Genomic DNA, 21,036 nt, shown 5'->3' with positions numbered 1-21,036 from the left:
CGCCCCCCGTACGACAGCGCCGCGGCGCGGCCCCGCGAGCCCCGCGGACGGCCCCCGGCGCGAGCGGCCCTGCCGACCGCTACGCGCCCGCGGGGCCAATACGGTGGGGTCCATGCCGAGCCGATCCTCCGTCGCCCCGACCCGCTCCCCCCTGCGCGCCGCCGCCGTCGCGGCCGCCGCCGCGCTGCTCGCCTCCGGGTGCGGACCGGGCGGCGGGGCCGAGGGGGCCGCCCCGCCCGGGGCCGATCCCGTGGAGCAGGAGGTCTCCTTCACCAGCGGCCCGGACACCCTGCACGGCACCCTCGCCCTGCCCCCGGACGCCGACGGGCCCGTGCCCGGCGTCCTCATCGTCTCCGGCAGCGGCCCCACCGACCGGGACGGCAACGCACCGGCCCGCCCGGACGCCGACACCAACCGGAACTTCGCCCGGGTGCTGGCCGAGGCCGGGGCGGCCTCCCTGCGCTACGACAAGCTCGGCAGCGGCGAGACCGGCACGGGCTCCCGGGACGAGGACGCGGTCGTGGGCTTCGACGACTTCGAGGCGCAGGTGGCGGCCGCCTACGCCGAACTCGCCGCCCGGCCGGAGGTGGACCCGTCCCGGCTCCTGGTGCTGGGGCACAGCGAGGGCGCACTGTTCGCGCTGCGCTCCCCCGGGGCCCTGGACGGCCCGGAGCCCGCCGGCCTGGTCCTCGCGGCCCCGCCGGGCACCCGCTACCTGGACCTGATCGACCGGCAGCTGACGGGACAGCTGCGCCGCGCAGAGGCCCAGGGCGGCATGGAGCAGAGCGACGCCGAGGAGCTGCTCTCCGACGCCCGGGTGTCCACCGCCCGGCTGCGGGCCGGGGAGGACCCGCCCGAGGACCTGGACCCTGCGCTGGCGGGACTGTTCGGCGAGCAGAACGCCGAGTTCCTCCGGGAGATCGACGCCCTGGACCCGAAGGAGCTGGCCTCGGACCTTCCGGGGGGCATGCCCGCGCTCGTCCTGTGGGGAACAGAGGACTCCCAGGTCGACGGCGCCGAGGTGGACCGATTGGTGCAGGGCCTGGAGGAAGGCGGGCGCCCGGGTGTGGAACGCGTCGACATCGAGGGCGCGGACCACGTGTTCCGCGAGTACGACGACAGCCCCGGGGCCGTGGTCCCCGACGCCGACCGCCCCTTCGCCGACGAGGTCTCCCCTGCCGTGGAGGACTTCCTCGACCGGACGCTCTGACCCCTGTTCACGGGGCCGCCTCAAAGCACGGTGGTGTGCGCGGGCTCCCCTCGGCCGGTCGTGTCCGCCGGCGCGGTGGACCCCTCCGGCCCCCGGCCGCCCGCACCGACACCCCCGTTGATCTCGGGAGAGTCGGGGTAATACCGGCGAGTATTACCCCGGCTTCCCCGAGATCAACGCCAAGGAGGGCGCGTACCCGGCTATTCCAGTTCGGCATCGAGTTCGGACTGGAGGTCCTTGGCCAGGCGCTTCGCGCCGTCGACCATGTCCGCCTCGGAGACCGGCTCGGTTCCCTCGAAGTCGGCGGACGACGTGTAGCACGTCTCCGCGTACAGGTTCATTCTGCGCACCCCGACGCAGCCCCACCCCAGGGGGCCGTTCTCCTGCTCGAACCAGGAGTAGGCCTCGTCGCCCAGGCCCGACAGGGCCGTGCGGTCGCGCCGCTCCGAAGCCCCCTCCAGCAGCCCGGCGGCCGCCTCCTCGGCGGACGACTGCGCGTCGGCCTCGGTGCGCACCAGGACCACGCGCGCGGCCGACGGAGTGTGCGGCGAGTCCTCGGTGGTCGCCCACCGGCACTGCACGCCCTGGCGCTGCGGCTCGGGCAGGCCGCCGATGCCCTCATCGATCTCGGCCTCGTGCTCGGGCACCAGCCCGTCGAGGGTCTCCCCCTCGGCGGCGGCGCACTCGGGCAGCTCCTCGAAGCCCGGGTCCACACCGGTCAGGGCGAACACGGCCCACACCCCGCCGACCAGCAGGGCCAGCGCGGTGGCGGCGAGCGCCGTCACGGCCGCGATCGCGCACCCGCGGCTGGAGCGCGGCTCGCCGGCCACAGCGGGCGGAACGCTCGGCGGGGGTGCAGGGGGCGCGTGCGGGCCCCCCGGAGGCGGGCTCCCCGGCGGCGGACCGGTCGGAGGGGCGGACGGGACGGGCCCCGCCGGAGGTGGTCCGGGCGGAGTCGGCCCGGGACGCGGGTGACCCGGGTACGGCCTCCCCTGCGGGCCCGGGTGCGGGACGTGGGAGCCGGGAGCCGCCTGGGACGCTCCGGCCTGCGGAGCGGGCCCGTGGTGAGGTCTCGGGTGCCCGCCGGGGGCTCCGCCCGGTGCGCTCTCCTGCCCTCCATGGAACGGGACGCCCGGGGCCTCTTCGGGGACAGGGGCGACGCCGGCCGGAGCCGCCTGCGGTCCCGATGAGGCTCTGTACTGCTCCTCCCGGGAAACGGCCCCCCGAACCGGGGCATCCTCCCGGGTTTCGGCCCTGCCCGACGGAGCACCATCCTGCGGCTCCGACCGGACCGCGGCCGGCTCCTCCTGGGAACCGGGTCGCGGGACCGCTGCGTCCTCTGCGGGCTCTGCGCCCTCCCGGGGACCGGCCGTGGCTTCCGGAGCACCGTCCTGGCCAGGGGCCTCCTCAGGGGCCTGGCCGGGCTCCTGTGATCGGTCCATGAACGACTCCCCTAGTCCCGGTCTCGGTCGGCGCCCCGCGGGCTCTCCTGGCATCGGGGACTCCGATGCACGCGGGGCCGGGAACGGTTCCCTTCCCGGCCCTGCTCACAACGGTCCCACCGCGGCCCCGCGCCGGCCTCACAGCGACGCGGCGATCGCCTCCGCCGCCTCGGCGGCCCCCTCGCGGGCCCGCCCCTCGTCCATGGCGCCGCCGCCGGGGTCCCCTGCGCCGGTGTAGACGACCCGCACCACCAGGTTCGCGTCGCGGAACACCGCCTCGCCCGCGGACCCGGCCGGGCTCGCCCTGCCCAGCAGCGCGCCCTCGCCCAGTGCGGCCGGTGCGACCACCTCACCCCGCTGGAAGGGCTCCAGCGCCGCCACCGCGCCGGCGGCGGCCGCCGCCCCGGTGGTGTCCCCGGAGGCGTCGGTGAAGTGGGCCCGGAACTCGACCTGGAGCGTCCGGGGCGCCGCGTCGGTGCCCACCGAGGTCCAAGCGCAGCGCACCGCGTCGGAGTCGGGCATCAGCCCGCCGCCGGAGGTGTCCAGCGAGGCCTCGTCGACCAGGTCGGCCACCGTCTCCTCGGGCACCGAGGCGCACTCGGGCGCCGCGCTGAACCGGTCCTCCGGCCCCGCCTGGGCCGAGGGCCCCGACCTCTCGGCCAGCTGCGCCGCGCCCACCGCCACGCCGGTGATGACCAGCACGGCGCCTCCGGCCGCCGCCCACCTCCCGGCGGGCGGCGCCGACCTCCACAGCTCCTCCGGGCCGCGCACGGGTCAGCCCACGACGATGTTGACCAGCTTGGGCGCGCGCACCACGACCCGGCGCACCGTCTTGCCCTCCAGGAAGGCCCGGGCCTTCTCCGAGGCCAGTGCGCGCCGCTCCAGCTCGCCTTCGTCGATGTCCGGCGGGACCTGCAGCTTGTCCCGCACCTTGCTGTTGACCTGCACCACCGCGGTGACCTCCTCGCGCACCAGCAGCGCCGGGTCGGCGTCGCGCCAGTTGCCCACGGCCACCGAGCCCTTGTGGCCCAGCCGCTCCCAGCCCTCCTCGGCCGCGTACGGCGCGACCAGGGACAGCGTGACGGCGATGGCCTCGGCGGCCTCGCGCACCGCCGGGTCGGCGGCGCCGGGACCGTTCTCGATGGCCTTGCGGGCCGCGGTGACCATCTCCATCATGCGGGCGATGGCCACGTTGAACCGGTGGTCCTCGACGGCGGCGGTGATCTCGGCCAGGGCCCGGTGCGTGGCCTTGCGCAGCTCCGGGTCGCCGGCGGAGGGGTCGGTGCCCGGCGCGGAGGCCTCGCCGGCCTGGACCATCACCCGGAAGGCCCGGCCCAGGAACTTCAGCGACGCCCCGGGGGACACGTCCGCCCAGTCGATGTCGTCCTCGGGCGGGCCGGCGAAGAGCATGGTCAGCCGGACCGCGTCCACCCCGTAGGTGTCGATCTCGGCGCCCAGGTCCACCCCGTTGCCCAGCGACTTGGACATCGCCTTGCCGCGGTTGATGACCTGCCCCTGGTTGAGCAGGCGGGCGAACGGCTCGGTGAAGTCCACCATGCCCATGTCGTGCAGGGCCTTGATGAAGAACCGGGCGTACATCAGGTGCAGGGTGGCGTGCTCCTTGCCCCCGATGTACTGGTCGACCTGGCCCCACCGCTTGACGGCGTCCTCGGAGAAGGGGGCGGTGTCCAGGTTCGGCGACAGGTAGCGCAGGAAGTACCAGGACGAGTCGACGAAGGTGTCCATGGTGTCGGTGTCGCGCTGGGCGGGGCCGCCGCAGCGCGGGCAGTCGACGTTGACCCAGGACTCGGCGGCCGCCAGCGGGGAGATGCCCTTGGGCGCCAGGTCGGAGCCGCGCATGTCGTCGGGCAGCGTCACCGGAAGCTGCTCCTCGGGGACGGGCACCTCGCCGCAGTCGGGGCAGTGGACGATCGGGATCGGCGTTCCCCAGAAGCGCTGGCGGGACAGCAACCAGTCGCGCAGCCGGTAGTTGACGGTCCCGGTGCCGGTGCCGCGCTCCTCCAGGATCTCGATGATCCGGGGGATGGCGTCGCTCTTGGCCAGGCCGTCCAGCGGCCCGGAGTTCATCAGGGTGCCCTCTCCGGCGGTGGCCAGCCCGCTCTGGGACGGGTCCTCCTCGCCGGTGTCGACCACCGGGCGCACCGGCAGGCCGAACTTCAGCGCGAAGTCCAGGTCGCGCTGGTCGTGCGCGGGCACCGCCATGATGGCGCCGTGGCCGTAGTCGGCCAGGACGTAGTCGGCGGCCCAGACCGGGATCCGCTCGCCGTTGACCGGGTTGACCGCGTAGCGGCCCAGGAACACGCCGGTCTTCTCGCGCTCGGTGGACTGCCGCTCGATGTCGCTGAGCTTGGCGACCTCGGCCCGGTAGGCCTCGAAGGCCGCGCGCTGGTCCCCGGTGCACAGCTCCTCGGCCAGCGGCGCGTCGGCGGCCACCACGAAGAAGGTCGCCCCGTAGAGGGTGTCGGGCCGGGTGGTGAAGACCGTGACCGGCTCCTCGCGCCCCTCGATGGCGAACCGGACGTCGGCGCCCTCCGAGCGCCCGATCCAGTTGCGCTGCATCGTCAGGATCTCGTCGGGCCACTTGCCCTGGAGCTGGTCCATGTCGTCCAGCAGGCGCTGGGCGTAGTCGGTGATGCGGAAGTACCACTGGTTGAGGCTGCGGCGCACCACCTCGGACCCGCACCGCTCGCAGCGGCCCTGCACGACCTGCTCGTTGGCCAGCACCGTCTGGTCCTTGGGGCACCAGTTGACCAGCCCGTCCCTGCGGTAGGCCAGCCCGCGCTCGAAGAACTTGAGGAAGAACCACTGGTTCCACCGGTAGTACTCCGGGTCGCTGGTGTGCAGGCGCCGGCTCCAGTCCACCGAGATCCCGTAGCGCCGGAACGACTCGGCCTGGGTCTCGATGTTGGCGTAGGTCCACTCGGCGGGGTGGGTGCCGTTGCGGATGGCCGCGTTCTCGGCCGGCAGGCCGAAGGAGTCCCAGCCGATCGGGTGCAGGACGTTGTCCCCGCGCTGGAAGTGGTAGCGCGCGATGACGTCGCCGATGGCGTAGACCTCGGCGTGGCCCATGTGGAGGTCGCCGGAGGGGTAGGCGAACATGTCCACCACATAGCGGCGCGGACGGGTATCGCCCGGGTCCTCGGAGGCGGTGAAGGGGTTGTCCTCCGCCCAGCGGGCCTGCCACTTGTCCTGCAGGGCGCGAGCGTCGTAGACGTCGCCCGCCACCCGGTCTCCCTCAACCGCTGTCATCGCTGAATAGTCCCTCTACCGGTTCGCTCCGCCTGGCCGCCGGGTGCGGCCGCCTCGGCCGCACCGGGCGCGCCCGGTGCGGTGGGTCCGCACGGTCCGCGCCGTCTCCAGCCGGATCTTCCTGGGTTCCAAGGTTAGCGCGATCGGGGAAGGGGCCCCGCCATGACGGGCGGGCGCCGCGGGGTCCACCGCGCCCCCGGTGGACCCCGCCTCCGCACGCCTGATCCGAGGGTTTGCGGATGCGGGGCCGAGCCTAGGCGCCGGTGCCGACAATCGGGGCGGGAACGGCGCGCCCGGGCACCGGGTGACCGCGCTGTCACCAACCGGAAACCCCTTCGTTGAGGGGGATCGGCCCCGGGGCCCTGAGGGCCGGTGGGACAATGCTCGGCGGGCGGCGACCCGTGGCCGCCCCCGGCGCGCCCGCTCCGGGCCGCCCGTGAGCGGTCCGCTCGACGGCACCGTCCGCCGTCCCCGCGCGCCCGCCGCCGCCGAACAATTGGAGAGCGCCCCGATGACCCCCACCCCCGTCCGCCGCGCCGTCCGCGCCCTGCCCTCCGCCCTGCTGGCGGCCGCAGTGGCCCTGGGCGCCGCCTCCTGCGCCGGCGACGCGGAGACCGACACCGCCTCCGTCGAAGGCCCCGCCCCGGACCTGGGCCAGAACCAGGAGCGGGTGCGGCTGACCGAGGGCACGTCGGTGAACATGGAGTCCGCCTCCGGGACGATGGCGGCGGTGCAGATGACCGGGCACCGCGCCGGCGACGACCCCCAGGTCACCATCTCCGTGGTCCCCGAGGGCGGGGAGGCCGTCGAGCACGATCTGCCCCTCGGCGGCGAGCTGGACGTGGCCGGGGACCGCTGGCGGGTCTCGGAGATCGGGCTGAGCGACACGCCCTCCCAGCCGAGCAGCACCACCCTCACCCGGGCCGACGGGGAGCAGGGCTAGCGGGCCGCGAGTGGGCCCCCGGTGCAGGCACCGCAAGTTACCCTGCGGTAAAAAGTGACCGGGAACACCCTCTCGCACCCTTGGGAGACGCGATGCTCAACCTGTCCGTGCTGCTGGAGGACGGCGCCCGGAACGCGCCCGAGCGCGAATGCCTCGTCTTCGGCGACCTGCGCCTGAACTACGCACTCGTCGACATGATCGCCAACCAGGTCGCCAACCTGCTGGTCGCGCGGGGCGTCGCGCCCGGGGACAAGGTCGCCCTGGCCTCGCCCAACACGCCCTACTTCCCGTTCGTCTACTTCGGCGCGCTCAAGGCCGGGGCCGTCGTGGTCCCGCTCAACGTGCTGCTCACGCCCCGGGAGATCGCCTACCACCTGGAGGACTCGGGGGCCAAGGCGCTGTTCGCCTTCACCGGCACCCCCGAGCTGCCGCTGGGCGAGCGCGCCCGCTCCGCCTTCGAGCAGGTCGACTCCTGCGAGGTCTACATCGACCTGCCGGCCGAGCCCGGTGCCAAGGAGTCGACGCTCCCGGGCGCCGAGACCCTGTGGGCCGCCCTGGAGGGGCAGCCCGGCACCTTCACCTCGGTGCGCACCGAGGCCGACGACACCGCCGTCATCATCTACACCAGCGGCACCACCGGCACGCCCAAGGGCGCCGAGCTGAGCCACAACAACCTGCTCTACAACGCGGTCTGCTCCAGCTCGCTGTTCGGCGAGGCCGAGCACGACGTGTTCCTGGCCGTGCTGCCGCTGTTCCACATCTTCGGCCAGACCACCCAGCTCAACACCGCGCTGTACCGGCACGCCACGATCGTGCTGATGCCGCGCTTCGACGGCGACGAGGCGCTGTCGGCCATGGAGCGGGAGGGCGTCACCACCTTCGGCGGCGTTCCCACCATGTACTGGGGGCTGCTGGGCGCCAAGGGCGACCACGACCTGAAGAAGATCTCCTCCACGCTGCACACGGCGGTCTCCGGCGGCGCGGCCCTGCCCGCCGAGCTCGCCCGCAACGTCAAGGAGCGGCTGGGCGTGGAGATCCTGGAGGGCTACGGGCTGTCGGAGACCTCCCCCGTGGTGTCCTTCAACAACCCCAAGGTCAAGGCCAAGACCGGCTCGATCGGCCGACCCGTCTGGGGCGTGGAGATGAAGCTGGTCGACCCCGAGTTCAACGAGGTCGAGGGCGAGGGGCCCGGGGAGATCGCGGTGCGCGGGCACTGTGTGATGAAGGGCTACCACGGCCGCCCCGACGCCACCGCCCAGGTGCTCCAGGACGGCTGGTTCCGCACCGGCGACATCGCCCGCCGCGACGAGGAGGGCTTCTACTTCATCATCGACCGGTCCAAGGACATGATCATCCGGGGCGGGTACAACGTCTACCCGCGCGAGCTGGAGGAGGTCCTGCTCACCCACCCGGCGGTCAGCCTGGTCGCGGTGGTCGGGGTGCCGCACGATTCGCACGGTGAGGAGATCAAGGCCTACGTGGTCCGCGAGGAGGGCGCCGAGCTGGGCGAGGAGGAGCTGATCGCCTGGGCCAAGGAGCGGCTGGCCGGCTACAAGTACCCGCGCCTGGTGGAGTTCCGCGACACCCTGCCGATGACCGCCACCGGCAAGATCCTCAAGCGCGACCTGCGCTGAGCGCGCGGTGTGCGGGGCGCCCGGGCGGCTCAGGACAGCGGCCGCCAGGGCGCCCCGCACGCCGTGCAGCGGTACTCGATGCGCCGCCCGCACACGGCGCAGTGCGGGCCGGGCCCGTTCCCGTCCGGCCGGTCGGCGTGCCGGTCGGCGAAGTGGCGGGGCTCGGCGCAGCGGTTGCAGCGGATCCGCACCCCGGTGGGGCTCCTGGGCCAGGGCGGTTCCGGCTCGATCGGGTGGTCGTCCTCGGCGGGCCCCTGCGGTGGGGCCCCGTCCCCCGGGACCCGGTCCTGAGCGGAGCGGTCCCCGGCACCGGCGGTGTCCATCCGGCCCACTGTCGCCCAGGCGCACGGGAGGGTCAAGGCGGGGGCGAGCGGTGCACCACCGCGGCCAGGGCCTCGACCCTCCCTGCCGCCTCGTCCAGCCGCGCGCGCGGAACCGCGCCCGACTCCACCGCCTCCAGCACCGCCGCGTGCGCGGCGCGGTAGGCCTCCTCCCCCGTGCCGCCCGCCGTCGCCGGGTTGCCCAGGCACAGCAGGTCGGCCCCGGCGGCCAGCGCCCCGACCGCCCCGCGCGCCACCGCCCGCACGGTGTCCGGCTCGCCGGTGTGCACCGCCAGCCCCTTCATGTCCAGGGCGTCGGTGACGGCGACCCCGTCGAAGCCCAGCTCCCCGCGGAGCAGCCGGTACCAGCGGCGGGACACGCTCGCCGGGGCGGAGTCGACCGCCGGGACGACGATGTGCCCGCTCATCACCATGTCGACGCCGGCGCGCACGGCCGCGGTGAAGGGCACCAGCTCCCGGGTGCGCAGCAGCTCCTGCCCGGCGGTGATCACCGGGAGCCCCACGTGCGAGTCGGTCCGGGTGTCGCCGTGGCCCGGGAAGTGCTTGGCGGCGGCCGCCCGGCCGGCGTCGTGCAGGCCCGCGGTGAACGCCGCCCCGTGCGCGGCGGCCTCCTCGGGCCGGTCGGAGAAGGCGCGCGGTCCGATCACCGGGTTGTCCGGGTCGCAGGCCACGTCGACCACCGGGGCCAGGGCGGCGTCCACCCCGGCCGCGCGCAGCAGATCGCCGACGGCGCGCCCGGTCGCCCGGGTGGCGGCGGTGTCCCCGGCGGCCCCCAGCTCGCCGTGCGAGGGGTGCGGCGAGGCCCCGCCCGGGTGGAACCTGCTGACCGCGCCGCCCTCCTCGTCGCAGGCGATGAGCAGCGCCGGGCGGGCGCCGTGCAGCTCCCGGGAGAGGGCGGCGGGGGCGCCGCCGAGGTTCTGGGCGAAGTACAGCACCGATCCCAGCCCGCGGCGGCAGGCCTCCAGCAGCCACGGGGGCGGCGCGGTCCCCAGGAAGCCGGGCATCAGCACCCGGGCGGCCGCCTCCTCCAGCGCACGGCTCATCCCTTCACCGCCCCCTGGACCAGGCCCGCGACCAGGCCCCGCTGCACGAACAGGAAGAAGAGCATCACCGGGATCGTGATCACCGTGGACGCGGCCATCATGGCCCCCCAATCCGTGGTGTTCTGGCCGAAGAACTGGCGCAGTCCGACGGCGACCGTGTAGGAGCCCTCGTCGTCCAGGAACGCGAAGGCGATCAGGAACTCGTTCCAGGCGGTGATGAAGGAGAAGATGCCGGTGGCCACCAGGCCCGGCGCCACCAGCGGCAGCAGCACCGACCAGAACATGCGCGGCCAGGAGGCGCCGTCGATGTAGGCGGCCTCCTCCACCTCGACCGGGACGGCGGCGGTGAAGCCGCGCAGCATCCAGATGGCGAAGGGCAGCGACAGGGCGATGTAGACGACCGCCAGCCCCAGCAGCGAGTTGAGCATGCCCAGCGAGGAGGCCTGCAGGAACAGCGGGATGACCAGCGCCTCCAGCGGCACCATCTGCACCACCAGGACCATCACCAGCACGGTGGTGCGCATCCGGAACCGGAAGCGGGAGACGGCCACCGCCGCCAGCAGCGCCAGCAGCGCGCTGCCGAGCACCGTCACCGCCGCCACCAGCAGGGAGTTGCCCAGGTAGGTGAGGAACCCCGCCTCGGCCAGGGCGTACCGGTAGTTGTCCAGGGTCGGCTCGGAGGGCAGCAGCGCCTCGGTGCCGGTGACGCTGCGCGCGGGCGCCAGCGAGCTGGCCGCCATGAAGTAGGCCGGGAAGAGGGTGAAGGCGAGCAGGGCGGCGACCGCGACCCCCTGGGCCCACCTCCACCGGGTGCGGCGGGTCATCGCAGCTCCTCCTCGCGGAACATCGAGCGCAGGTAGACCAGGGTGACGGCGAGCAGCAGCAGGGTCAGCAGGACCGCGACGGCCGCGCCCATGCCGTAGTCGCGCTGCACGATGCCCTGCAGGTAGGACCAGACCCCCAGGTTGAGCACCTGGCGGTTGGCGCCGTCCCCGCCGGGCATCAGGAACACCTGCGCGAAAACCTTGAAGTCCCAGATGGTGGACAGGATGGTCACCACCGCGAACACCGGGCGCAGCACGGGCAGGGTGACGTGGCGGAAGCGCTGCCAGGCCCCGGCGCCGTCGATCACCGCGGCCTCGTGCAGCTCCCGGGGGACGGTGAGCAGCCCGGCGAGCACGGTGACCGCGACGAAGGGGAAGCCGTGGTGGACGATGTTGAGGGTGACGATGCCGTAGAAGAGCACCCGGTCGGCGAACCAGTTCAGTCCCTCCGGGCCGAGCAGGCCGAGGGCTTCGAGCGCCTGGCGCACGATGCCGCGGTCCACGTCGAAGATCCAGATCCACACGTAGGTGCCGGTGACCGCAGGCATCGCCCAGGCGATCATCACGCAGCTGATCACCGCGGTGCGCGCGAGCGGGCGCAGGGTGGCCAGCAGCAGGGCCACCAGGGTGCCGAAGGCGACGGTGGCGGCGACCGCGACCACCGCGAACAGGGCGGTGTTGGGCAGCGCCACCCGCCACAGGTAGCCATCGGAGAGCAGTTCGGCGTAGTTGTCCAGGCCGATGTAGTCGGTCTCGCCGGAGAGGATGTTGTCCAAGCCGTAGTCCTGGACGGACAGCCACAGCACCCGGCCGAGCGGGAAGAGCAGCAGGCCCGCCAGCACCGCCAGGCCGGGGGCCAGCAGCGCCCAGGGCAGCAGGGCGCGGCGGCGGCGCCGGGTCAGCAGCGGGCGGGGGCGCGGGGCGGCCGCGCCGGACCGCCCCGGTGTCGTCGTCGCGGTCACGTCAGTCCTGGTTCAGGGTGTCCTCGATCTCGGTGTTCGCGGTCTCGGTGGCCTCCTCCACCGTGGCGTCGCCGTTGAGCACCGACTGGGTCATGCCGGGCAGCACCTGCGCGCCTTCGACCTCGCCCCACTTCGGGGAGACGGGGGCGGCCCGGCCCGCCTCCAGGATCTGCTCGGCGAACGGCCGGACCAGCGGGTCCTCGGAGTCGGCCAGCGCCTCGATCTGCGCCTGCTTGCCGGGGAAGTAGGTGCTCTCCTCGGTCCACCGCCGAGCGAACTCGTCGCCGGTCAGCAGCTCGATGTAGGACCAGGCCGCCTCGGTGTCGGCGCCCTCGAACACGCCCAGGTGGGACCCGCCGAGGAAGGAGGGGCTGTAGCCGCCGTCCGGCCCGGGGATGGGGAAGGCGCCCAGGTTCTCGCCCAGTTCGGGGTCGGCCTCGCTGATGGCCCGCGGCGTCCAGCTTCCGGAGATGGCCATGGCGACGTTGCCGTCCACGAAGTTGTCCTGGACGTCGGTCTCCTTCCAGGTGGCGGCGCCGGTGCTGGAGACCCCGTCCTCCAGGGCCAGGTCGGTGTAGTAGGTCAGGCCCTCGCGGGACTCCTCGGAGGTCAGCAGGCCCTCCCACCGGTCCCCGGACCGCTCGGCGATGCCGCCGCCGGCGCCCCACACGAAGGGCATCACCGAGTAGGCGGCGTCCCCGGGCACCGGGAAGGCGACCATGTCCTCCTCGGCCTCGGAGATCGCGACGGCGGTCTCGCGCAGCTCGTCCCAGTTCTCGGGGACCTCCAGGCCGTGCTCCTCGAACACGTCGGTGCGGTAGAGGACCGACCGGACGCCCGCGTACCAGGGCATGCCGTACAGGGACCCGTCGTAGGTGCCGGCCTCGACCAGGGCCTCGTTGTAGGCGGAGGTGTCCCCGGCCTGCCCGGTCAGGTCGGCCAGCGCCCCGAGCTCGGCGAACTCGGGGGTGAAGGTGGTGCCCAGCTCGGCGACGTCGGGCAGGGTGCCGCCCGCCATGCCCTTGGTGAACCGGTCGTGGGCGTCGGCCCAGGGCACGAACTGCACCTCGACGGGGGTGCCCGTCTCCTCCTCGTACCGTTCGCCCACGGCGTCGAAGTAGGCGGTGGCGTCGGGGTTGGTGCCCTCCATGATCCACACGAGCAGGCCCTCGGACGCCTCGTCGTCACCTCCCCCGCCGCATCCGGCGGCGGTCAGTGCCAGGGCGGTCAGTACCGCGGCGGTGCGGGGAATCATCGGCTGCATCGGCGCTCTCCCATCCGGTCACGGCCCCCGGGGTGGACTTGGTAGAAAAACTACGCACACTCGGGTGAGCTGTGAAGAAAAGTCACACGGATGTTATGACCGGCGCCACAGCACCGCCGCGGGCCACGACACTACTGCGCCGGGGGCCGCCGGTGCCTCAGAACGCGCAGGGCAGCTCCTTGATCCCGTTGACGAAACTGGACAGCAGCCGCTCCGGGGGCCCGGCGGCGTGGACCGAGGGCACCCTGCGGTGCAGTTCGCGCCACATCGCGGTGATCTCCCTGCGGGCCAGGTGGGCGCCGAGGCAGAAGTGCGGGCCGGGACCGCCGAAGCCGACGTGCGGGTTGGGCGAGCGGGTGATGTCGAAGCGGTCGGGGTCGGTGAAGACCTCCGGGTCGCGGTTGGCCGCGGAGTAGATGAGCAGGACCTTGTCCCCGGCCCGGTAGCGGGCCCCGTTCATCTCGTGGTCGCGGGTGACGGTGCGGCGCATCCAGTTGACCGGTGAGGCGTAGCGGACGACCTCCTCCACCGCGGCGGGGGCGTGCGCCTCGAAGTCCGACCACCACAGCGCGCGCTGGTCGGGGTGCTCGGTCAGCAGCGTCAGGGCGTGGCTGATGCCGTTGCGGGTGGTCTCGTTGCCGGCCACCGCCAGCAGGATGAAGAAGGACCCCAGCTCCTGGTCGGTCAGCGACTCGCCGTCGATGTTGGCGTTGGCCAGGGCGGTGGTCAGGTCCTCGGCGGGCTCGCGGCGGCGCAGCTCGGCCAGCTCGCCCAGCAGGCCGCTGAGCTCGGCCCCGGCGTCGAGCAGCCGGGCCATCGCGGTCTCGGCGTCGTCGCCCAGGTAGTCGGGGTCGTTGCCGGCGAGCACCACGTTGGAGTTCTCGAAGACCATGGAGCGACGGCTCTCCGGGATGCCCATCATGTCGCAGATGATGGCCAGCGGCAGCCGCGCGGCGACCTCGGAGACGAAGTCGCAGGGGCCCTTCTCCAGCAGGTCGTCGACGATCAGCTCGGCCTGGCGCCGCACGTCGTCCTCCAGCCGGGCGAGCATGCGCGGGGTGAACCCGCGCGAGACGATCCGCCGCAGCCGGGCGTGGCGCGGGTCGTCCATGTTGATCATCGACCCGAAGTACTCGGCGAACTCGGCCGGCATGTCGGGGATGGAGATGGCGCTGGGCTCGGAGGCGAAGACCTCCGGGTTGCGGCTGGCCTCGGTCACGTCGGCGTGCCGGACCAGGGCGTAGTACCCCGGGCCCGCGGGGACCGGCCCGGCGTCGGGCTCGGCGAAGAAGACCGGAGGGCGCTCGCGCAGCCGCGCGAAGGCGGCGTTCCGCTCGTGCTGCGGAGCGCTCCAGAACCTCATCGAGGACAGGTCGATGTCGGCCGGCTCGGCCGGGTGCGTCGTGGAGAGCATGCGGGGGCCTTCCGACGGGGGTGGGCTCCCCCACACTCTTTACACGCACCACCCGCGTGTCAAGTGTCCTGGTCGCCGTCCTCCCCTCCGCCGCCCGCGGCGCCGCCGCCCTCGATCCCCGCCGCGATCCGCAGCGTGGAGACCAGTTCGGCGGGCTTGTACACGGCCCGGCCCACGCCCGCGCAGAACGCGGCGAGCATGTGCACCTGCACCATGGGGTCGCCGTTGGACAGGCGCTCGGCGGCCTCCTCCTCGCCGACCGAGTGCGCCTCCCAGGCCGTGACCACGGCGAACTCCAGCTCCGGCGGGAGCAGGTCGGCCACCGTCCGGGCCACCGCCTCCCGGGAGTCGGCGGGACGGTAGGACACCCCGGTCTCCTGCACCCGGCGGGTCAGGAAGGCGGCGAAGACCCGCAGTTCGGAGGTGACCGTCCCGGTGTCCCCCTCCTCCTGGATCCGGGCGGCCGCCTCCGACAGGGCGTCGCGGTCGGAGCGGACATAGGCATCGATCAGGACGACGGCGTTCTCTGCGGCGCGCAGCCGCTCCTCGCTCGCTTCTTCCGGCATGACCCCATGATCCCGCAACGCCCCCGGCCGCGCAGTACGGCCGGGGGCGCGAGGGTGTCGCGTTCCCTCAGAGGAGGGAGCGCCCTCAGGTGAAGGACGGGCGCAGCGGCATGTGCGCGTCGGTGCCGTCCAGCTTCACGCCCAGGATCTGGTGCAGCTGCACGACGTCCTTCTCGAAGCCCAGGACGCACCCGGCCATGTACAGCCGCCACACCCGCGCGGTGCCCTCGCCGACCTCCCGCACCGCGGCGTCCCAGTTGCGCTCCAGGTTGGCGCACCAGTGGCGCAGGGTCAGCGCGTAGTGCTCGCGCAGGTTCTCCTGGTGGCGGATCTCGAACCCGGCGTCGTTCATCTGCGCCTGGAGCCAGCCCGGGCCCTCCAGCTCGCCGTCGGGGAAGACGTAGCGGTTGATCACGCCGCCGGGCACCATCGCCGGCAGGTCGTTGCGCGGGCGGGTGATGCAGTGGTTGAGCAGCCGGCCGCCCGGCTTGAGCTTGGAGTACAGGCCGGCGAAGTAGTCGGGCACGTTCTTCTTGCCGATGTGCTCGGTGAGCCCGATCGAGCTGACCCGGTCGTAGAACTCGTCGGGCACGTCCCGGTAGTCCATGTGCCGGACCTCGGCCAGGTCGGACAGGCCCTCCTGGGCGATGCGCTTGCTCGCCCACTCGGCCTGCTCCTTGGACAGGGTCACGCCCAGGGCCTTGACCCCGTACTCCTTGGCGGCGTGCCGCACCATGCCGCCCCAGCCGCAGCCCACGTCCAGCAGGCGCATGCCCGGCCGCAGGTCGAGCTTCCTGGCCACCAGGTCGTACTTGTCGAACTGCGCCTGCTCCAGGGTCGCGTCCTCGCTGGGGAAGACCGCGCAGGTGTAGGTCATCGACGGGCCCAGCACCAGCTCGTAGAAGGCGTTGGACACGTCGTAGTGGTGGTGGATGACCTCGGCGTCCCGGTCCTTGCTGTGCCGGCCGCCCCGGCCGGAGAGGCGGGTGCGGCGCATCTCCTGCGGGGGCGGCGGGACGCGGTTGACGAACTTGACCCACCCGATGCCCGCCGCGATCCGGGCGAGCTCCAGGGGCGACAGGCGCAGGCCGTCGTCGAAGACCAGGTCGCTCATCCGCTTGAGGGCGGTGTACATGTCGCCCTCCAGGTCCAGGTGCCCGGAGACGTAAGCGCGGGTCAGCCCCAGGGCGCCGGGCGCCTGGGCGATGTAGTTCAGTGCCACCGGACTGCGGACCACCAGGGTGGTGTCGCTGTCCGGGTCGCCCGCCGTGCTGCCGTCGTAGGCGCGGAACCCCACGGGCGCGTCGGGCCCGACGACGCGTTCGAAGATCTCCGCAAGCCGCATGTTCGTTCCCTTCGTCGCGGCACGTCGGCCCCTTTACCCCCGGGGCAGGCGTGACCTCGTCCTCGTCCTCGCTGGATGCCTCACCTGTTGCCGACGCACTTGGCGTACAGGTCCAGCAGCCGCCCCTGCGGGTCGTACGTCCGCTTGAGCCGGTCGTAGGCGTCGCCGTTGTAGAGCCTCCAGAACTCCTCTTCGGAGTAGAAGGCGTCGGAGTAGAGGGACTTGTGGCCGTCGAGGCGCGTGACCTCCTCCTCCACCAGCAGATTGTGGTGGTGGCGGCGCTGCCCGCGCTTCATCGGGACCATGCCCCAGAAGCCGAAGTTCACATAGAGCCGCTCCTGCTTCAGCGGGTAGAGCGGCCAGATGTGGCCACCCTCGCCGGGGGTGCCCTTCTCGCTCAGGCGCAGCGGGCAGATCCAGACCGGCGACATCCCGATCCTGTCGTGGAAGAAGTCGAGGAACTCGGCGCCGCGCTCGACGCCCACCTCGATGTCCTGGATGAGGGGCTCCTGCTGGGGGCGTCCGCGGTAGTGGTTGAGCAGCCGGCTGAAGTCGGTGCGCCGGTCCAGCGCGACCAGTCTGCGGTAGACGTCCGAGCGCTTGAGCGAGCGCGGCCACAGCCGGCGCACGGTCGGGTTCTGCACCCCGAAGGCGCGCGAGCACCAGAACCAGTCGGTGTCCCAGCGCCAGATGTAGTCCTCGACCGTCATGTAGTCGCCCGGCCCGGTGCCCGCGTAGCGGGGGATCGACCGGTAGTAGATGTCGTGGCCGGTGTAGTCGCTGGTCCAGGGGGCGCTGTCGGTGAAGGAGGCCAGCGTCAGATAGACCTCGTCGGGCCCGAAGGCCACCCCGTCGAGGAAGTCCACCCGCTCCCCGCCGTGCTCGGAGTCGGCGGCGATCCGGGCCATCGCGTCCATGGCCTCCTTGGCGCTGCCGAAGCGCAGGTGGCGCAGGTGGACGAAGGGTTCCACCGGCTCCAGCCGGATGCGCAGGCGCAGGCTGTAGCCCAGGGTGCCGTAGGAGTTGGGGAAGCCGTAGAACAGGTCGGCGTGCTCGTTGTCGCGCCGGGCCACCACGGTCTCGCCGGTGGGGGTGAGGATCTCGATCTCCTCCACCGCCTCGTGCGGCAGGCCGCTGCGGAAGGAGCTGGACTCGATGCCCAGGCCGGTGACGGCGCCGCCCAGGGTGATGGTGCGCAGCTGCGGCACCACGGTGGGCATGAGCCGGTGCGGCAGGGTGGCGGCGACCAGGTCCTCGTAGGTGGTCATGCCGCCCACCTCGGCGGTGCGGGTCACCGGGTCGACCGAGATGACCGAGGTGAAGGCGGAGACGTCCAGCCGGGGGGCGTCGCCGTCGTCGCGGAACCGGAAGAGGTTGGACGTGGGCTTGGCGAGCCGCACGGGCGCGCCCTCGGGCAGGTTCGCGAAATCCCGACGGAGCCGCTGAACGGCGGCGACGTGGTCGGCGAAGTCCCGCTGCGGAGGCTGACGGTGCACGCTCACTCCCCTTCTTCCGGCGCACCCGGTGCGCCGCGGACGACGGACTGGCCCTCGGCAACCCTACGCCTACCAAGCGGTAGTGAGGCGCGGGCGACACTGTTCCCCATGCCACTCTCTCAACCGGGAATGCGCAACGGAATTACGTCCCGAACCGAAGCGTGCACGCCCCGCGACCGTCGTGCCGTCGGCGGAAATCGGACATCCGCACCCCGGGCGGGACCGGCCGACCGCACCGGCCCGCCGCACTTCCACGGCCGCCCGGCATCCTCCCCCACCCCGCCGACATCCCGCCGCGGCGCCCCCGGCTCGTGTCACCTCGCCCGCCGCGGCCGCCCCCGAGGGCCCCGGCGGCCCCGGCCACACCGGGCGGTTCCGCCGCGACCCCGCATGTGCCCTGGTGTCCCGCCCTCCATCCGGCGCGCCATATGATCGGATGCCGTGCGCATTGCTCTCGTCGACTCCGGGATCGGAATGCTCTCCACCGCCGCCGTGCTGCGCGCCGCGCGGCCGGACGCGGACCTGATCCTGTCCATGGACCCCGACCACATGCCGTGGGGCCCGCTCAGCCCCGACGACGTGGTCGCCCGGGTCATCGCGGGCGCCGTCGCGGCGGCCGACACGGTGCCCGGCGGGGCGCCGGACGCGGTGGTGGTGCCGTGCAACACCGCCTCGGTGCACAGCCTGGTGCCGCTGCGCTCGCGGTTCGAGCCGGAGGTCCCGGTGATCGGCACGGTGCCGCCGATCAAGCCGGCCGCCGAGAACGGCGGCCCGATCGCGGTCTGGGCGACGGTGGCCACCACGGCGAGCCGGTACCAGAGCGACCTGATCGAGCGCTACGCCCCCGAAGGCCGGGCGACCCCGGTGGCCTGCGTCGGCCTGGCCGAGGCCGTGGAGTCGGCCGACCCGGACCGGGTGGCCGCGGCCGTGGCCTACGCCGCCGAGCGCACCCCGGCCGGCGTCCGGGGCGTTGTGCTCGGGTGCACCCACTACGACCTGGTGGACGAGGAGATCACGGCGGCGCTGGGAGGGCGCCCGCGGCTGTTCACCGCCGCGCACGCGGTGGCCGCCCAGACGCTCCGGCGGATCGGCGCCGAGCCCGCCCCGGACGCCGAACCCACCGGCACCCTGCGCGTCCTGTCCAGCGGCCGCCCCTCCGACCTGCCGAAGGCGGCCCTGGCCTACCCCGCCGGCGACTACCTGGCGAAGGGCCCATCGGCCGACTAGGCGTTCGGTTCCGGCCCGCCGTCCGGGCGACAGCGCGCCAGGGTCGGGGGCGGCGGCGAGGAGGACAGCCGAGCGGTTCCCCGGCCCTGCTCGTCGGCCGCCCGGCCCCTCGCGGTCCGGGCGAACAGCGGCAACGACGGAGCGGCAGGTACCCCGCTCGCGGACTCCGGCCGAGCGGCGGGGCGCGGGGCGTGGGGTCGTGACCGTGTCCGGTGCCGTGGTGCCGCTTTCCGCCGGCTCCCGTGCCGATCCCGGAAAAGCGGCCCTGGAACCGCGCCCGCAGGGCCGTTCCCCCTCCGAGAGGGAGGGAAAAGCTCCCCATTCCGGGCATACCGGGCGCATTTTCCCTCTTCCCTTGTTGATCTCGGGGAAGTCGGCCTTGTACCGGCCGGTACAAGGCCGACTTCCCCGAGATCAACAACGCGGCCCGGCAACGGCCCGCCCGGCCCCCGGGCGCGGTAACGGTCGGACCGCCTTCGGGCGGTGGTGTGGCCGACCTGGCGCCGGAGCCGACCTGGAAACGTTCGGCGGCGGGGTCAGGTCCGTGCCGGGGCCGGTTCGGTCAGGGTTCGCACCAGGGTGCGCACGCCCGCGGTGTCGTTGTCGTGGAGGAGCGTCTCCAGCAGGGACAGGGCCGCCTTCTGGTCGGTCGGCTCCCGCCGGACGTGGTTCCACTGGGGCTCGGCCGCCGTGTCGCCCAGCATGAGGGTCCGCCCCACCTGTCCCAGCGCGTTCAGCAGCGCGGTGTCCTCGGGGCGCTCGGCGCGCGCCGCCACCACCAGGTCGGCCTGGCGCTCGGGGTCCACCGACTCGCGCGGCTCCTCGCGCAACCGCTCCAGCAGGTCCTCCGCCGGGGCCGGGAGCACCACCGCGGGCACCGAGCGCACCATGGCGTGCGCCTCGTCCAGGTCGATCTCCAGGTCCTGCGCCCGGCGCACCCGCCCCAGCGCCCGCTGGGCCCGGCGGATCGCGGAGTCGGCGACCCACCGCGCGTCGCGCGCCGCGGCCAGTCGCGCCGCCGCCATGGACAGGTGGGCGCACGGCCGGTGCGCGCCCACCCGCTCGGCGTAGCGCGACCACGACGTCAGGGCCACCCCGATGCGCCAGTCGTTGCGCAGCTCGCCCAGGGCCACCAGGTCCTCGGCGGCGTCGACCCACGCCTTGCGCAGCCGCGGGTGGGCGTCGGCCTCGGAGGTCTCGGGCAGCGCCTGCCGCGCCTCCTCCGGCGGCTTCAGCCCCGACCGGGCCAGCCACGCCAGCAGCCGCGCACGCTCGAACCGGATCCGCCGGGCCGCCGCCGTGCGCGGCACCCCCACCGGGACCGCGAGCAGGGCGCCCTCCTCCAGCCGGTCCAGGGTGAGCAGGGCGTCGGTGTAGCGCTCCTGGTAGCGCAGGGCCCGCACATAGGCGAAGCCGTAGTCCATGCCCACCTCGGCCCCGGCCTCGCGGATCTCGGCGGCGCGCAGGTCCAGTTCGCGCACGGCCTCGTCGGGGCGCTCGTCGTCGATGAGCATGTCGGCGTGCGCCACCACCAGGGCCTCCCAGGCCGGCCGACCGGGCCCGCCGTGGGTCATCGCCTCGGCGAGCAGCGCGGTGCGGTCCACCGTGCGGCCCGGGCCGTCGATGTTGGCGTAGCAGTCCAGGACGTTCTGCGCGGCGCAGGCCGCCGGCCCGCAGGCCGAGGCGTCCTCGTCGTCGTCCTCCTCGCCGTGCGCGGTGCGCAGCGCGCCCTCCACCAGGTCCAGCACGGCGGTGCCCTCGCCGCGGTGGCCCACCCGCGCGGCCGGACCCCAGTGGTTCAGGTAGCCCTCGGTCCACGGGGGCAGCGCGTCGGCGTCGGCCCGTGCGGCGCGCAGCGCCGACGGCAGCAGGGCGCGGATCCGCGCCGCCTCCCCCTCGGCCGCCAACTGCGGCAGCCGTGCCACCGCATCGGCGGTCTCGGTGCGCCCCTCCTCACGGAGGCGCCGCGACGTCTCGGCGACCCAGGTCCACAGCGTCACGCCACACTCTCCCTCGCAGTCGTGCGCACCGACCGTAGCAGCGCCGTCACGCCTG

General features: G+C 73.7%; 17 protein-coding genes. 4 read left to right on the top strand and 13 right to left on the bottom strand.

Annotated features, from left to right (window positions below):
* Positions 1-112 precede the first annotated feature (112 nt).
* Positions 113-1,210, top strand: a complete 1,098-nt coding sequence (locus tag C892_RS0119380) for an alpha/beta hydrolase family protein (protein WP_017558524.1) — start codon at positions 113-115, stop codon at positions 1,208-1,210.
* A gap of 200 nt (positions 1,211-1,410) precedes the next feature.
* Here C892_RS0119380 and C892_RS0119375 read toward each other — a convergent pair whose 3' ends face one another.
* From C892_RS0119375 to leuS, 3 genes are all read right to left on the bottom strand, one after another.
* Positions 1,411-1,995: a hypothetical protein gene (locus C892_RS0119375; protein ID WP_239647448.1), complete on the bottom strand. Its 585-nt coding sequence runs from the start codon at positions 1,993-1,995 to the stop codon at positions 1,411-1,413.
* 795 nt (positions 1,996-2,790) lie between these two features.
* Positions 2,791-3,423 (bottom strand): hypothetical protein, encoded by a 633-nt coding sequence (locus C892_RS0119370; protein ID WP_017558522.1) that lies wholly within the window; start codon positions 3,421-3,423, stop codon positions 2,791-2,793.
* A gap of 3 nt (positions 3,424-3,426) precedes the next feature.
* Positions 3,427-5,922, bottom strand: coding sequence for a leucine--tRNA ligase (leuS, locus tag C892_RS0119365; protein WP_026124491.1), 2,496 nt, complete (start codon positions 5,920-5,922; stop codon positions 3,427-3,429).
* 511 nt (positions 5,923-6,433) lie between these two features.
* Here leuS and C892_RS0119360 point away from each other — a divergent pair.
* Together C892_RS0119360 and C892_RS0119355 are read left to right on the top strand one after the other, a co-directional pair.
* Complete coding sequence (locus C892_RS0119360; protein WP_017539289.1) at positions 6,434-6,865, top strand: DUF6406 domain-containing protein; 432 nt, start codon at positions 6,434-6,436, stop codon at positions 6,863-6,865.
* A 92-nt stretch (positions 6,866-6,957) separates the two neighbouring features.
* Positions 6,958-8,499: a long-chain-fatty-acid--CoA ligase gene (locus C892_RS0119355; RefSeq protein ID WP_017558520.1), complete on the top strand. Its 1,542-nt coding sequence runs from the start codon at positions 6,958-6,960 to the stop codon at positions 8,497-8,499.
* Positions 8,500-8,528: 29 nt separating this feature from the next.
* Here C892_RS0119355 and C892_RS0119350 read toward each other — a convergent pair whose 3' ends face one another.
* The 9 genes from C892_RS0119350 to C892_RS0119310 all read right to left on the bottom strand — a co-directional run bounded on the left by C892_RS0119350 (position 8,529) and on the right by C892_RS0119310 (position 17,760).
* Entirely contained in the window at positions 8,529-8,822 is a 294-nt protein-coding gene (locus C892_RS0119350; RefSeq protein WP_017558519.1) for a hypothetical protein, read from the bottom strand.
* Positions 8,823-8,854: 32 nt separating this feature from the next.
* On the bottom strand, positions 8,855-9,883 hold the full coding sequence (locus C892_RS0119345) for a glycoside hydrolase family 3 N-terminal domain-containing protein (RefSeq protein WP_017558518.1): 1,029 nt from the start codon (positions 9,881-9,883) through the stop codon (positions 8,855-8,857).
* A complete protein-coding gene (locus tag C892_RS0119340) occupies positions 9,880-10,707 on the bottom strand; it encodes a carbohydrate ABC transporter permease (RefSeq protein WP_017539285.1) in 828 nt (275 codons plus the stop codon). Before C892_RS0119340 ends, C892_RS0119345 begins: the two co-directional genes overlap by 4 nt.
* Complete coding sequence (locus tag C892_RS0119335; RefSeq protein ID WP_017539284.1) at positions 10,704-11,669, bottom strand: carbohydrate ABC transporter permease; 966 nt, start codon at positions 11,667-11,669, stop codon at positions 10,704-10,706. Before C892_RS0119335 ends, C892_RS0119340 begins: the two co-directional genes overlap by 4 nt.
* Position 11,670: 1 nt before the next feature.
* A complete protein-coding gene (locus C892_RS0119330; RefSeq protein WP_017558517.1) occupies positions 11,671-12,933 on the bottom strand; it encodes a sugar ABC transporter substrate-binding protein in 1,263 nt (420 codons plus the stop codon).
* A gap of 157 nt (positions 12,934-13,090) precedes the next feature.
* The gene (locus C892_RS0119325; protein ID WP_017558516.1) at positions 13,091-14,347 is read right to left on the bottom strand and encodes a cytochrome P450; all 1,257 of its coding nucleotides are present in this window, start codon (positions 14,345-14,347) and stop codon (positions 13,091-13,093) included.
* A 59-nt stretch (positions 14,348-14,406) separates the two neighbouring features.
* Positions 14,407-14,913 carry a hypothetical protein gene (locus C892_RS0119320; protein WP_017558515.1) on the bottom strand — a complete coding sequence of 169 codons (507 nt, stop codon included), beginning with the start codon at positions 14,911-14,913 and terminating at the stop codon, positions 14,407-14,409.
* 85 nt (positions 14,914-14,998) lie between these two features.
* Complete coding sequence (locus tag C892_RS0119315; RefSeq protein ID WP_017539280.1) at positions 14,999-16,258, bottom strand: SAM-dependent methyltransferase; 1,260 nt, start codon at positions 16,256-16,258, stop codon at positions 14,999-15,001.
* 80 nt (positions 16,259-16,338) lie between these two features.
* On the bottom strand, positions 16,339-17,760 hold the full coding sequence (locus C892_RS0119310) for an FAD-binding oxidoreductase (RefSeq protein ID WP_017558514.1): 1,422 nt from the start codon (positions 17,758-17,760) through the stop codon (positions 16,339-16,341).
* Positions 17,761-18,228: 468 nt separating this feature from the next.
* On the opposite strand from C892_RS0119310, the gene C892_RS0119305 reads away from it, so the two are divergent.
* Complete coding sequence (locus C892_RS0119305) at positions 18,229-18,981, top strand: glutamate racemase (RefSeq protein WP_017558513.1); 753 nt, start codon at positions 18,229-18,231, stop codon at positions 18,979-18,981.
* 536 nt (positions 18,982-19,517) lie between these two features.
* Here the strand turns inward: C892_RS0119305 and C892_RS0119300 are convergent.
* On the bottom strand, positions 19,518-20,981 hold the full coding sequence (locus C892_RS0119300; RefSeq protein ID WP_017558512.1) for a hypothetical protein: 1,464 nt from the start codon (positions 20,979-20,981) through the stop codon (positions 19,518-19,520).
* Positions 20,982-21,036 lie beyond the last annotated feature (55 nt).

The sequence above is a fragment of the Nocardiopsis baichengensis YIM 90130 genome (assembly GCF_000341205.1).
GTDB classification, from domain to species: Bacteria; Actinomycetota; Actinomycetes; order Streptosporangiales; family Streptosporangiaceae; genus Nocardiopsis_A; species Nocardiopsis_A halophila.
This window is presented reverse-complemented; position numbering and strand designations above follow the sequence as displayed.